Genomic DNA, 14,245 nt, shown 5'->3' on the forward strand with positions numbered 1-14,245 from the left:
TAGTGATACCTTATCCGATTCGTGCAATTAATACCGAACAAGAAAAACCGCGCTTTAGCGCGGTTTAACGAGGGTATCACTTACTACGAAACAACTTAATCGTTGCTATGCAAACTGGCGTTTAAGCCGCCCCAACTTGCAGAATCAGCGACGATGGCTTCTACTGCGCCCGATTGGCTGTTACGTCTAAACAGTAAACCATTCATGCCTGATAACTGGCGAGCCGCGACAATTTGTCCATCAGGTGTTACTACCTTGGTGCCAGCGGTAATATATAAACCTGCCTCAACAATACAGTCATCGCCTAACGAGATGCCAATACCCGCGTTTGCACCTACCATACTGCGCTCACCAATAGCGTTAATGGTTTTGCCTCCGCCTGATAAGGTACCCATGGTTGATGCACCGCCACCGATGTCTGAACCATCACCAACAATAACGCCTTGTGATATACGGCCTTCGACCATTGAACTGCCTGTAGTGCCGGCATTAAAGTTAACAAACCCTTCGTGCATAATCGTTGTGCCAGAGGCTAAGTGAGCACCTAAACGTACGCGATCAGCATCACCAATACGCACGCCTTCAGGGATCACGTAATCAACCATACGCGGAAATTTATCAATGGAGTAAACCACTAAATGGTGATGTTCAACGGCGATGGCGCCTTTTAGCTCTTCCACTTTATTGGGCAATACAGGGCCCGCAGAGGTCCAAGCGACATTGTTAAGTTGACCAAACAAGCCTTCAAGGTTGATGCTATTGGGTAGTACGGCACATTCAGATAATAAATGCAGGCGTAAGTACGCATCTTCTGCAGACTTAGGTGCTTGATCCAGTTCAATGCTTATTTCAATGAATTCACTTTGAATGAGTCCTACTTTTTTAGCAAGACAACTACGTTCGATTTTTTTATTGCTACGAGCAAACCATACATCCAATGTCTTGCCGCTTTCTACGTCAAAATAGCGATGGCCTATACGAGTTGTTGTCATGATGTTTCCTATTTCAAATCAAAAAATTTTGCAGATTATGGCCTGTATTGCGCTTCATAGCAGCCACCTTTTGTTTATAGTTTACAACCAAAGTGTCTAGATAGTGTTGGGCTGAGTGCCAATCTAGACTCACTGTTTGCCTAACTGATTTCGCAACGTTAGCTTTTATTTGTCGAATGTTTTTCCAGCCACAACTTATATTCATCGGAGCGCAGAAAAGTATCGCTTTCATCAAATTCAGCAATAACACCTTGTCCCATCAAGAAATTAAATTTACTGCTTAGTACGTCCATAAGTTCAATACTTAAGGCGTAGTCTTTAGCTAATAAACTGACCTGAAGTAACACGATATACGCTTCATTCTCGTTAGGTCCGGCCATAATAGACTGGCGGCCAAATAATATTGCAGACCTAAAATCTTGATTGTAGGCATGTAAAATAGCTAATTCGCTAAGCATCTTACTGTCTTGGCGAGCGTATTGGGGTAAGCCTTCAACCATTTTTATTGCTTGGTTGAAATTGTCTTGTTGAATGTAAAGCGATTCGAACAACAGTGAACTTAAGCCTTGTTGCTCAAACGCGCTCATCAACACGTTGGTAAACTGAGGATTGTCGCCCTGCATCTGGCTGTATTTGCGCAGCAAAAAATCGTTCAGCGCAGGCTCTGCTTTTATATCTGCATCAATAGCCTGATACAAACTGATGGTTTTATCCCATTGGTTTTTTTGGATGGCTAAAATTAAGTTACTTAATTGCCCTTGTTTATGGCTATATTTGCTAAAAAGCTGGGTAAATTCACCCACAAAGTCCAAGGCAGAATAATAAAATGACACCGGATGAAAGTCATAAATTTTGTATGAGTCCTGCTCCAGCCAGAAAGTAACATAACTGTAGCCTCCTTCACTTTCAATCCGGTAGTAAGCGGCTAACTTATTGTCAGCCTTTTCCTCTGAATGCAAATAACGCCAAGTGAATGACCTTGATAGTTCAAGCATGCCTGAGACCAATTGTTGTTTTAAATCAGCCGCTGTTTTGGCTGTGACCAAAGGGTTTGAAAACTGAGTCGACTGAATATTACGCAATTGCTTAGCAATGCTAAGTACGTCGATTTTGCTTTGTAGACCCGCACTGTTGTTATTGTTTAAGTCCTGCTGTAGGCCCTGATTAAACTGAAAAGGACTCAATGTTTTGTCAGTAATCTCTGCTTGTGTTGTTTGATTTATGATGGGGTCGGCAGTCTGGCTTGTGGTACTCGAACAAGCGCTCAAAGCGAAAAAAAAGACTATGCTACTGCAATGTGACACGATAAAACGACGCTTAACCATACTACTGTCCTGCTTGCTCTGATTGCATTAAACGACGTTTATTTAAACTCAGCAGCAGTCTTTGCAGTTCTGTGTTGCCTGGCTCATTGATGACGTTGGTAATACTGTTGGAATAATTCATGGTGTTTGCTATGTCTGATAGCAAACGTAAATGCTCTGTCACACTCTGTGGGTCAACCGATTCTGCTTTTGCTTCATAGATGTTTTGAAAAGAGAGTACGCGATTATCATAAGCGATTGTTGAAGAATATTTAACATGGTTATCTTCAAATAATTCACTTCCTTCATCTGCGCTAAAATCGATATGCTCAGGCAATTGTAAGCTGACCTTATGGTCTACCGTTATATTGCTGTAGACCGCCAGCGGTTGCTCTCTTTTAATCGAACTTGGTAAGCGAACATATTGATCAGGGTAATCCGCTTGTAACTCAAATTCAGCATGTTGTTCTTCGTTTAATTGCCAGTAATCAGGCACTAAATAGTGTTCAATAACCGTTAGGGCATTGTTGCTAGGTTCATCTACAACAATTAGCGCCGAAAGTACTTCAATTTTAGCAAAGCGCTTTGCGTAATAATTTAAGTACGACTTAGCGAGTTTCACCTTGCCTTCAGACTTAAGCCGATAACGCAGATTATCTGCTTCACGGCCGGTCATGGTTGTGGTAACAGTCAACTCAACAGGTGAGAAATAATCAGCGGCGAGGATAAACTCCTGCACGTTAATGGCGCTTTTGAAGTTTACTTGCGGTTTAGCCGTGCTTAAATTTGTGGTGTTAGGGGCGACAACAAGGGCTAAACCATAGTCAGCCTGATATTTACTGTCTAAGGTTGACCCTTGGTGAGTCATGGTCGGATCTATCCAATAATCCACCTTATTTAATTGGATTTTAACGATAGCGTGGTCGAACACCGCATGGGTAGGCAGATACTCATCGACATGTGCCCGTCTCGTCGTAGACACTAAGGCAGGGGAGGCATCAACACCGAGTTGCTTCAACAATAGACTCAGTAACAGAGATTTATCTTTGCAGTCTCCCTGTCGATTTGCAAAGGTCTCAGACGGGCTGTGGGGACGGTGGGAGTTTTCGCCAAGCTCTAATCCCAAATAACGGATTTGATTTTGACTAAAATTAATTGCTGCATTAATGGCTTCGTTTAGCGGTAAATCTTGTAATTGCGAAATGTATTTGGCTAAGTCAGGTGAGGCCGAGTGGTCAACATCAAACAGGGTATTGGCCCATTGTGCCACGTCTTGCCAAGTTTGGTACTCGCTGAACTGAACGTAGGGATAAGGGTTGTACCACGGGGGGAGATTATCTTCTTCATAAATTTCTGCTGTAGTGGTTAATACCATGGTGTAGCGCGTGACGAACTCTTTGTTTTCAATACTCACTGGCGCATTACTTTTAAATACTTTGTATTGAATGGGCCGATCTTTTGGCATGACTACTGCCACATTAACCTTATCAACCGGAATTGACCAACCAAGGGAAGCTCCGCTCGAGAATTTATCGCCAAACACAGGGTTATTGCCCACAAGCGTATAGCTGTAATCGATAACGTCACCCACTCTAATATCTTTCAATAAAACGACCGCCTCGACTTCTCCTGAATAAATATTGCTACTTTGCCTGTCTTCAACATTAATCACTTCCACGTCAGCACGTGTGATTGAGTTAACCGTTTTGCCAAGGCGGTTAACCGCTATGCCGTGCAGTTGCAATTTTTCATAGGCCGGGTTGAATCGAATGCGAATGTTAGAATTTGACTCAATACCAGAGGGGTCGGTCAAGGAATAAACATAGCGTGAATAGCTATGCTTTCCGTCTAAGCCACTTACTTGTTTATCAACTAAGTGATAATGAGTTGGGCTGAGTAAATCTACAAAATCGCCAACCTGATAGTCTTGTATTTCTATCCACTTGGCTGGAGCAACCAAGGTAAATTCTGGTTCATGGGCGTTTAAACGGCTCACAGCGTGGCTGGCAAACGCATTGCACAGTAAACCCATTAACATAAATAAACGTGGTAACACGTAAAAATGGCGTATTTTTAGACTAGGCATATCCCTTTCCTAATAATAGGGTGGTGATGAAGAATAACAGTGAGGCAGTATATCCTTTCTTAAAGGATTTTATTACGCCTGATTAGCATGAACTGTGAGTACGCTAACGGTGTGTTTACAAACTTAATTTAAGCTGCTCAGCAGGCTTAATTTGATGTTCAGCAATAACTTGTTTGATTGGAAAATTCACTAACTTAAACTCTAATCCCCGATTATTGGCATTGGCTGCCCCAGGGGCAAAAGCGCAAAGACTTAGTATCTCGGCGTAATTGTTTTCAGGCCAAAGGTAGCATTCATCAAAACCAACTTGAAATAAAGCGATGCCCCGCTTGTCGGCGCTTATTTTAGCGTTTCTGGTTATGCTTAATTTTTTAAAGTAGGCCCGGGCCTCTTCAGATAAGTTGGTTATACCCGCGCTAAAGTCGTTTATGGTCACCCGCTTGGTTTTTCCTGCAATTTCTTGCACCGCTTGCATGGTCAGCGGCGAACCGTATTTGCTAATGGCTGATTGCAATACTTGGTCTCGAATTAAGTCGATACTTAAATAGGCGCTACTGAGCAAATAACGTAAATTCACCGCGTCGATAAACCCTGAGTTTTTGTCAAAATGTAAATCAATACGTTGCTCCAAGGTGGACTCTTGAAAGGGTTGAAAAAAGCTAAATGTCACTTTGTCACTGCGGCTTCCGCCGGTGATGTTGTGGATCTCACCGCCTTTTTCATTCAATTCTATGGCTTGAGAAACCACATTTTGACCAATTTTTACTTCTTTAATATCTAAACTTGATACAAGTTGTACCGCGGTGTTTTGTGGGTCAAGCAATTGGCTCGAGCGGTTAAAACGTTTCAATCCTTCAAGTTGCTCTAGAGGGTGGGCCTGCGCCGGCAAAGCCAAAACAAACAACAGCTGAGTAAATATAATTACTGTAGCGATAAAAAAACGGTTTTTATTAGCATAATGCTTAATCAGCATGAAGAGCCTCAGTTACTATGATATCTGCGATATTCCAATTCAAATCCTAACACATAAGCTGTTGAATTAAATATTGAAAACGAATTGCTTGCGTTAACTTTCCTGAATTAAAAATTTACACTTTTTGACAGCATGCTTTTCCGATTTTGATATGCTGTGTTTCTCGAGTTAGCGCTACAGGAAAGCATGATGATACATACGTACAAACGAGCAAATTTGATCGTTAGAGCAAAAAACGTAGTGAGCTTTTTACTGCTAACTTTGTTGGCCTTACCGTCATATGCGCAAAAATCGCCTTTGTTTTCTGAGTATGCTATCACCTTACCCTTTAATCTTACCCAACCTGTGTTAGCCCTAAATATTCTGGAAAATCCAGGTAATGAATTAGTCGCAATTGGCCTTACTGCAGAAGGTCAGCGCCAATTGGCGGTTTACGCCTTTAATTCCTTACACGACAAAATGCAATTAATTGACTTACTGACCTTAGGCCAGCAATTTTTTGCTTACGATCAAGGTGTCGCCCAACCCAGTGGTTTGCAATCCTTGTATTTTTTGAGCAGTGAAAGAATATTTGAATATGTGTACGTTGCGCCAACACCAGAAACAGATGAATACACGGGGCCAGCAATGGCCGCTCCTCACATACCGGCAGTTGTCAATGATTTGCAATCAAACTCGTATCTTAAACCTCTGCACACAGTTTCTACCATGTACTTTGGTACAAAATCAGATGCTTTATTGCAGTCAAATTTTAGCCAAGATATCAATGATGATCAGCAAGACGATTTTATCTTGTCGCAATTTGAAAAGGTTGATTTATGGCTGTCAAAGCCAGGCACTAAGGAAAGGGTTACCCAGTCTTTAAGCATACCCGCTTTGATGATCGTTGAAGGTGAGGCGCTAACTTTTAAGCCCCATGAGCTGTTTTTGGCAGATATGAATCGTGATGGCAGAAGTGATCTGGTTTTGGTGGAAACAGGTCAGTTGAAGGTATTTGAGCAAAATTCGCAGGGCACTTTTGATATTCAGGGCAAACCTGTTCACTTGGCAGAAGATATCGAAGGCATCAATTGGTGGGATAAAATAGACGCCGATGGCCAGCAACTTAGTCAAAGTAATTTAAAACACAAAATGGTAGAACTCATTACCGATATCAATGGGGATGCCGTCGCTGATCTTGTGGTGCGTTTTGCGCAAAGCTCCGGTGTATTAGATCGAACCAATGATTATGAAGTGTATTATGGCCAACTTAAATCACAAGGTTTGATGTTTGCAAAGACGGCCGACACCCGTATTCAATCGAGTAGCACCTTATCTGATTTCAGATTAGTTGATTTGGACAATGACGGCCGTCAAGAAGTGATGGTATCGGCTTTTGAGCTAGGCGTGTCGCAGATTATCAGTGCTTTATTATCCAGCAGTATTGAGCAAGAAATATTGCTGTTTAAAATGGACGACAATCAAGCTTATCCCGCAAAACCCACCGAAAGCCAAGAGGTTGAAATTACCTTTAGTTTGTCATCTGGTAGCAGAGGTGAGCCCATGGTCAAGCTCATCGATCTGAACGGTGATGGTTTGAAAGATTTCGTTTTTTCAGAAGAAGACGAACAAATCAGAGTCAATATGGCGGTGAATGACGCGAAACGTTTATTCAATCGCCGTTCTGAAAAATACTCAGTACAAGTGCCTAAAAATGCCAAGGCGATTACCCACAGCGACATTAATTTGGATGGTAAAACGGACTTGATTTTACACTACAGCCGAGTCGATCCACCTGAACTGCTAAATAAAGTGATTGTGCTGATCGCTAATTAATGGAAACTATGTGAAAATTTATTCCAGCAGCGACCTCTAAGAATGTAATTTCAGATTGCGAGGGCATTCAGGTTTAGGCACACTCTGCAATAATTCGCTTAGCTTTAGTAGCTGACTCTATAAGGAATCCATGAAAACCCCCAAACGAATTCAGCCCTTAGTTGACGATGGATTAGTCGACGAAGTGTTATATCAATTAATGAGTGGAAAAGAAGCAACAGTATACGCGGTGCGCTGTGGTGAAGAAATTCGCTGTGCTAAAGTATACAAAGAGGCTATGCAGCGCAGTTTTAAAAAAGCTGCTCAATATCAAGAAGGGCGTAAAGTTCGCAATACTCGTCGTGCACGAGCCATGGAAAAAGGCTCGAAGTTTGGCCGCAAACAGCAAGAGGATGCGTGGCAAAATACCGAGGTTGACGCCTTGTTCAAATTAGCTAAGGCTGGTGTTCGTGTGCCGCAGCCTTATGGCTGTTATGATGGCGTTTTACTCATGGAACTGGTAACGGATGAGCAAGGCGATGTGGCGCCTCGTTTAAACGATGTCAGCATGAGTGCTGAACAAGCAATAGAAGACCACACACAAATCATGCACTACGTAAAACAGATGTTGTGTATTGGTTTGGTACATGGCGATTTATCTGAATTTAATGTGTTAGTGGATGACTATGGTCCAGTGATCATCGACTTGCCACAAGTGGTTGATGCTGCTGCCAATAATAACGCTTTTAGCATGTTGCAGCGGGATGTGCGCAATATGAGTGAATATTACGGTCAATTTGCCCCTGAGTTACTGCAAACCCATTATGCAGAAGAAATGTGGGCCCTGTTTGAAGCTGGTGAATTAACGGCTGAAACTGAACTAAGCGGCCACTTTGAGTTTAGCGCTGAAGACGCCGATGTAGACTCAGTGCTAGAAGAAATAAAAGCGGCCTTTGCCGAAGAGCAAGCCAGACAAGAACGAATCAAAGAAGCCAATGAAGCTGACTAAGCCCATTGGCTCGCTCCAAGCAATTCAATGCTAAACCCGATTTAATTCTGTAGCGGAATTCTTCCCGTCTTGACCGCGTTTTTTACCAACTTTGGTTCTGGGGCGATGATAAAAAGATCACCATTTAAGCCGGTTAAACTTCTCGGCACATGGCACTGACTGGCTATGTCGGCATTGGCTTTAAGGTGCTGCGGCTCTCCATGAGTGGGAATAGCCAACTGTGGTTTGACCCAGTTGTACATGAGTATTAATTCTTCTTGGCAAGGATGACCCGAGGCGTGAATGGGTTTTGGGTTATCTTCTGCTAAAATCGTGCGGATCCTACGCTGATGAAATAGGTCTATCATTCTGTCGATAAGTTTTTCATTGCCCGGAATGATGATCGAACTAAAAATGACCAGATCATCGGCCTCTAAACTTAAATTGCGGTAGTTATCTTGTGCTATCTGACTCAGCGCTGCTCGGCTCTCGCCTTGACTACCTGTTGCTACAGCCAAGACTTCATGTTTTAACAAATAGCCTGCATGAAAGGCATCGATGACTTCTAGTTCTTGAGGCCAGTGTCCGGTAGCTCGCGCTGCGCTGACGGTGTTTTCCAAAGAGCGCCCAAATAAGGCTAAATAACGTCCGGTTTTTTGTGCAATTTTTGCAAGGCTGATCATGCGAGCAATATTACTGCTAAAACAGCCCACCACTACTCGACCTGTTGCTCCCTCAACCAGCTCCAATAAACCTTGATAACAGTCACTCTCAGATATGGAGTGACCAAGACGCAACGCATTAGTGGAGTCACACACCATGGCATTTACGCTTTGTTTGGCGAGTTGTTTAAAGATGCTGGCATTGAAAGGTTGGCCGGTAATGGGTTTAGCATCAATTTTCCAATCTGCAGTATGAAACACGCTGCCCGCTTCGGTGCGGATCATAAGTGCGTGAGGCTCTGGAATAGAATGAGTAATACCAATCCATTCAACATTGAAGGGGCCGATATCGACTTTTTGCTGGGTGCTCACTTCGATAATGGGCATTCGCTGCGCTAAACCGTCTCGTGATAGTTTACGGCGCAAAATCTCTGCGGTATAAGCCGTTGTGTACACAGGGCATTTAAAGCGTTGCCAAAGGTAGGGGAGAGCACCAACGTGATCTTCATGAGCATGGGTGATGACAATACCCGCGAGCTTATCTTTTTGAGCGGTGATAAAGCGTGGATCAGCGCACACCACATCAAAAATATCCCGTGCCATCACTGATGAACCGGAAGCTTGGGTATATTCTGGTTTTAAGGGGCTTTGAAATGTCACCCCACAATCGACCATTAACCAGCTGTCGGCATGACCGTATAGATTCATGTTCATGCCGATTTCGCCGGTGCCTCCTAAGGGTAAAAACCAGAGGTCGTTAAAGCTGGGTGTGAGGGAGTCGATGGGCTTTCCTTATTTTTACTCAACGGGCAATTTAATTACTGCCACGTATTACTGTTTAGATAGTTCGTTTTTGGCTAAAAGGTTCACATCGGTATTGCTCAACTTTAGGTGTAACAGCGATACAAGTAACAGCAGTTACACCTAAGGTACTAGCAGTAATCTTGCTTGACGTTGATCGATTTTAAAATCAAATTCACGTAAAAAATTCATTCCCAACAAACCATTAATATTGGCGGTCGTCTCCATGGGGATGACCATAACCGATATATTACTTACGCTAACATGATTTAACCTAAGTTCGGCAAATTGATACATCGGAGCGGATACCCTTCCAGCGGCAGTATTAACATTAAACCGTCCCACATAATTCACCTTAAAGCGATGTGACAAGCCTTGAAAATAGTCTTGCGAGATAGACGTTATTGACGCACCTGTATCAACTAATAAAGCGACTTGGTTGCCACTTAGGTGGGCATTAACGACATACTGATCTCCTAGCTGCATTAACTCAATAGCCGAACTGCTCGGAATATCAGTGTCAATCTCAGGGATTTCATCGTTTTTATTGGCTTGCCCGTTATCATGCGCAATAAAGGTAAGTTGCCGAATACGCATGGCATTGGGGTCGTTATAATCAAGGGCTGCGAGAATGTTTTCCATTAAATTGATTTGTTGTTGCTGGGCATAAGCCTCAGCTAGGGCCAAGAGGTACAGTCGATTTTCAGGTTCGAGTTGCAATAGGGGCTCAACAAAAATAGCTAAGGTATCCCAAGAGTGGGCCTTTTGTAGTTGTAATATTGTTTGCTCTGACAATGTGCGTATTCGCTCGTCAATTAACTGGTTTTGTTCGTCACTCATGGGCTGTTTTTTCAAACTATAGAAATGCGCAATGGCGTCACTGGTTAGGTTGGTTTGCACAATTAAATCCGCTTCAAGTAGCAAAAAATCCATATCCAAAGGGTACTGCTGTAAATAGTCTCGTAAAAACAACTCTAAAGCTGGGTAGTTCTCGTCACGTAACCATTGTTGTGCCTTTGCAAGTAGCTCGCTGCGTTCTGGTACAGACGTGGCATGAAAGTTGGGTGAGGCGGGTTGGTGACTAGGTGCATGTGTAGTTTGTTGAGAATCTGCATTGTTTAGCGGAAGTGCATGTAACTCTGATTTCGCTTTTTCCGAAAAAGGGGCTTTGTCAGAATTCGGAGTCTGCACCTGCTGCGTGCTTGTAGTTGCGGTTTGTAAGAGCTGCAGTATTAAAGCAAAGTTCACCAGTAGTGATACGGCAAGTGATACAACCAGTATGCGATGCCAAGTCATTTTGTAACCACGGTAATTTGTGCTTGGCTGTAAGGGGTAGAAAATTCCTGAGGCATGCGCTTAGGCCGTCCGCTTGATAAGGCGATACATATAAACTCAGTACGCGCTGTTAGCAAACAGGCGCCATCAGCGGGCCGAATAAATTGGAATTCTCTGGCAAGTTTGAGTTTACTGTCGCAGGCTACAATCCAAGTTGCACACGCTATTTTGTCATGCAAATAGGCGGCAGCTAAATAGTTAATTTCATGGCGACTGATTGCCATACCTCGATCGAGTTCTTGGTATTTTTCAATGCTTAAACCCAAAGCATTTGAATGTGCCCAAGCGGTTCGTTCGAGCTGACTCACATAAGCGACATTATTGGCATGGCCATAATGATCGATGTGTTGTGCAGTAATGTGCCAATAAGAAATAAACGGCTTGTGGTACTGCCATGTAAGTGCGGGTAATTCAGACTGATTTGAGTGAGAGCTTGGCGTTGACATTAAGGTATTACACATCTGGTAAAGGGTTGGGTTGATTAGGAGCAAACATCAGTTTCATCAATCTTTGTTCGTGATAAACAATAGGCAAAATAAAGTCTTCAACCTTGCCAATGCCTTTGAAGGCCTTAAATCCATCACTAACAAAGGTATGCAGCGCGTCGAGTCCTGCGTATTTGGCAGGCTTGCGCGATAGCAGTAACAGAGCAGAAATACCTCGGATTTTAACCACTTCAGCTAAGTGCTTTCCCAGTACTTCTATCAAATAAATTTGTTGTTGTCGCCCATGGGAATTATTACAAGCACGATAAGCCTCAAGATAGCGAGCTCGGTTTACGTCTTGGTCTGATAATTTTTTGACCATTTCGAAATCGAGTTCAAAAGATAACTCGTATAGTTGTAGCGCAGTGGCAAGCGTTTGTAAGGCTTTATCTGGCACCACAGTCGACATTTTATTCACCACTCGTGCAATGTCCTTGTCGCGCTGACTAAAATCCTTAGGCCCGTATAATTCATTCACAAAAAAGGTTATTGCGGGTTTAAACTTTTCATTGGCATAGCTGGTTTGATGGCTAATCATCAAGCGCTGGCATTGCCATGCTTGTAAGCGACGAATGCGCTGTAACCAGCCACCTTTTTGCGCGATGTCTTGCATTGTTTTCACGCCATGTAAATGGCGAATAATTTGTTTAGTATGTTCACTCATTTATTAACATGATTTCCGTTTTGCACTGATTGACCCACGTTGGAAGCAAAGATGAAGGTACAACTTACTCATGGCTAAAAGGTGGTTTTCATCAGGCTATTTAGTCTTAAAATTTACCATAGCTTGGCGTAAACTGGTTTTGAAAACAATAGGTGGAAGTCAGCTGTGCTTCAGTCTAAAATGCGCGCCCTTATGAAAAACACTCACACTCAGCTTATTTCTCCTGTCTTGTCAAAGACCTTATCGTCAGCAAACGCCGAGGCTGTTGCGCAGTTTAACTATCGCGACCTCATCGTTTTGTTCGACCAACTGTTTAGCCGCAGTGAAAATACCCGTTTAATCAAAGGTGAAAGTGAGCCTGTTTATTTGCCAGCCGATACCGAGGTTGCCTTTCATCGCGTGATTTTTGCTCACGGTTTTTTTGCCAGTGCTCTTCATGAAATTGCCCATTGGTGTTTAGCCGGTAAGGCTCGTCGTTTAGTTGAAGATTATGGGTACTGGTATTGCCCCGATGGCAGAAATACCCAGCAACAAGCTGAATTTGAATACGTTGAAATAAAACCTCAAGCCATTGAGTGGGCCTTTTCTGTGGCTTGCGGCAGTCTGTTTAGGGTCAGCACCGATAATTTAAACGGGGCGCCGGTGGATACCCGAGGTTTTACGCGTAATGTGCGTTTGCAAGTTTTACAGTACTTACAGCACGGCTTTCCACCTCGAGCCCAACAGTTTATTGCTGCATTGCAGGCTTTTTATCAGACTCCAGCATTAACAGAGCGAGATTTCCATGCTTAAAAAACGGTTCAAAATTGGCCTTATTGTCAATCCTTTTGCCGGTATCGGTGGTGCCTTGGCATTAAAAGGCAGTGATGGGGCAGAAATTAGAGCCAAAGCCTTAGCCTTAGGCGCAGAAAAAAAGGCCGGAGATAAAACCCGTTTAGCGCTGTCGGAAATACTGGCTTTAACGTCGCAAGTGCATATTTACACTGTAGCTGGAGAAATGGGAGAAACACTAACCAAAGAAATGGGGTTTGATTATTCAATTGTGTATCAACCAAGTAGTGAACAGAGTGAAGGACATGACTCTGAAGCAGCAGCTAAAGCAATGCTCAATGAGCAAGTCGATTTATTGTTATTCGCTGGTGGTGATGGTACCGCTCGCAATATTTGTCATGCTATCGATACCGCATTACCGGTATTGGGGATCCCTGCGGGTTGTAAAATTCATTCCGGCGTATATGCGATTACTCCGCAAGCGGCAGGCAGAGTTGTAGCGCAAATGGTTCAAGGTCAAATCGTAAGTTTAACCCAAGCTGATGTGATGGATATTGATGAAGCCTTGTTTCGACAAGGGCGGGTAAACGCCCGTCAGTTTGGTGAAATGCGAGTGCCGACTGAGCTGCAGTATATTCAGGCAGTGAAAATGGGGGGTAAAGAATCTGATGAATTGGTGTTGGCGGATATTGCTGCCTACATTATTGAGTTAATGGATGAATATCCTGAGCACTATTTTGTAATGGGTTCGGGCTCTACTGTTGAGTTCATCATGCAAGAACTTAACTTAGATAATACCTTGTTGGGCGTTGACCTACTTAAAGGCGGTAAATTGATCGCAAGAGATTTAACCGCCGAGCAGCTATATCAATTTATTCATCAGCAAGCCACCAAGCTGGTCATTACCTTAATTGGTGGGCAAGGCCATGTATTTGGTCGTGGCAATCAACAATTAAGTCCTGACGTATTGCGTGCTGTGGGTAAAGAAAATATTCTACTGGTGGCCACCAAAAATAAGTTAAACAATCTTGCTGGCAAACCGCTGATTTCAGACAGTGGTGACATTACCTTAGATGCTGAATTAGCGGGTTTAATGACCGTAATCACCGGCTATCGTGATCAGGTACTTTATCCGCTAGCAAATTTAAATTAAGGTAAATATTCCAACTATGCAGTTAAGCCATCTTATCAGTAAAGCCGAGCAGTATTTTGTAGACGTAGTGGATAGCGGTAGTGATCAAGACCTATTTATCGCTGGTTATGTTCAAGGACACTTTAGTTTGGCTTTGGCAAAATTGCAGTCCTGTGATGACAAGTCTGCAGAGCAATTAACCATTATTCTTGACAACAGCTTGACTCAAGCGTTTGCAGATAATGAGTTAGACCTTGA

The 14,245-nt window shown here is 43.1% G+C and carries 13 protein-coding genes; 5 read left to right on the forward strand and 8 right to left on the reverse strand.

Annotated features, from left to right (window positions below):
• Nucleotides 1-95 precede the first annotated feature (95 nt).
• From NWQ57_RS04870 to NWQ57_RS04885, 4 genes are all read right to left on the reverse strand, one after another.
• Nucleotides 96-992, reverse strand: a complete 897-nt coding sequence (locus tag NWQ57_RS04870) for a DapH/DapD/GlmU-related protein (protein ID WP_306021004.1) — start codon at nucleotides 990-992, stop codon at nucleotides 96-98.
• 158 nt (nucleotides 993-1,150) lie between these two features.
• Nucleotides 1,151-2,317, reverse strand: a complete 1,167-nt coding sequence (locus tag NWQ57_RS04875; protein WP_306021005.1) for a lipopolysaccharide assembly protein LapB — start codon at nucleotides 2,315-2,317, stop codon at nucleotides 1,151-1,153.
• 1 nt (nucleotide 2,318) lies between these two features.
• Nucleotides 2,319-4,382 (reverse strand): DUF3857 domain-containing protein, encoded by a 2,064-nt coding sequence (locus NWQ57_RS04880; RefSeq protein WP_306021006.1) that lies wholly within the window; start codon nucleotides 4,380-4,382, stop codon nucleotides 2,319-2,321.
• 115 nt (nucleotides 4,383-4,497) lie between these two features.
• The gene (locus tag NWQ57_RS04885) at nucleotides 4,498-5,355 is read right to left on the reverse strand and encodes a hypothetical protein (protein WP_306021007.1); all 858 of its coding nucleotides are present in this window, start codon (nucleotides 5,353-5,355) and stop codon (nucleotides 4,498-4,500) included.
• A 186-nt stretch (nucleotides 5,356-5,541) separates the two neighbouring features.
• Between NWQ57_RS04885 and NWQ57_RS04890 the strand changes: the two genes are divergently transcribed.
• Nucleotides 5,542-7,170 carry a VCBS repeat-containing protein gene (locus NWQ57_RS04890; RefSeq protein ID WP_306021008.1) on the forward strand — a complete coding sequence of 543 codons (1,629 nt, stop codon included), beginning with the start codon at nucleotides 5,542-5,544 and terminating at the stop codon, nucleotides 7,168-7,170.
• Between the two features lie 130 nt (nucleotides 7,171-7,300).
• A complete protein-coding gene (locus NWQ57_RS04895; protein WP_306021009.1) occupies nucleotides 7,301-8,158 on the forward strand; it encodes a PA4780 family RIO1-like protein kinase in 858 nt (285 codons plus the stop codon).
• Nucleotides 8,159-8,199: 41 nt separating this feature from the next.
• Here the strand turns inward: NWQ57_RS04895 and NWQ57_RS04900 are convergent, their stop codons facing one another.
• The 4 genes from NWQ57_RS04900 to NWQ57_RS04915 form a co-directional block, all read right to left on the reverse strand.
• Nucleotides 8,200-9,513: a ribonuclease J gene (locus tag NWQ57_RS04900; protein WP_306021010.1), complete on the reverse strand. Its 1,314-nt coding sequence runs from the start codon at nucleotides 9,511-9,513 to the stop codon at nucleotides 8,200-8,202.
• 210 nt (nucleotides 9,514-9,723) lie between these two features.
• A complete protein-coding gene (locus tag NWQ57_RS04905) occupies nucleotides 9,724-10,896 on the reverse strand; it encodes a TIGR02281 family clan AA aspartic protease (protein WP_306021012.1) in 1,173 nt (390 codons plus the stop codon).
• On the reverse strand, nucleotides 10,893-11,381 hold the full coding sequence (locus NWQ57_RS04910) for a thioesterase family protein (protein WP_306021013.1): 489 nt from the start codon (nucleotides 11,379-11,381) through the stop codon (nucleotides 10,893-10,895). The genes NWQ57_RS04905 and NWQ57_RS04910 overlap by 4 nt, the downstream gene beginning before the upstream one ends.
• A 7-nt stretch (nucleotides 11,382-11,388) precedes the next feature.
• Nucleotides 11,389-12,084: a hypothetical protein gene (locus NWQ57_RS04915; protein WP_306021015.1), complete on the reverse strand. Its 696-nt coding sequence runs from the start codon at nucleotides 12,082-12,084 to the stop codon at nucleotides 11,389-11,391.
• A 192-nt stretch (nucleotides 12,085-12,276) separates the two neighbouring features.
• Here NWQ57_RS04915 and NWQ57_RS04920 point away from each other — a divergent pair, with 192 nt between their 5' ends.
• The 3 genes from NWQ57_RS04920 to NWQ57_RS04930 all read left to right on the forward strand — a co-directional run.
• Entirely contained in the window at nucleotides 12,277-12,876 is a 600-nt protein-coding gene (locus tag NWQ57_RS04920; protein ID WP_306021016.1) for an elongation factor P hydroxylase, read from the forward strand.
• On the forward strand, nucleotides 12,869-14,008 hold the full coding sequence (locus NWQ57_RS04925; RefSeq protein WP_306021018.1) for an ATP-NAD kinase family protein: 1,140 nt from the start codon (nucleotides 12,869-12,871) through the stop codon (nucleotides 14,006-14,008). Before NWQ57_RS04920 ends, NWQ57_RS04925 begins: the two co-directional genes overlap by 8 nt.
• Nucleotides 14,009-14,024: 16 nt before the next feature.
• A partial coding sequence (locus tag NWQ57_RS04930; RefSeq protein ID WP_306021020.1) for a YfcL family protein occupies nucleotides 14,025-14,245 on the forward strand: 221 nt, incomplete at its 3' end.

The organism is Paraglaciecola sp. (genome assembly GCF_030730205.1).
GTDB lineage: Bacteria > Pseudomonadota > Gammaproteobacteria > Enterobacterales > Alteromonadaceae > Paraglaciecola.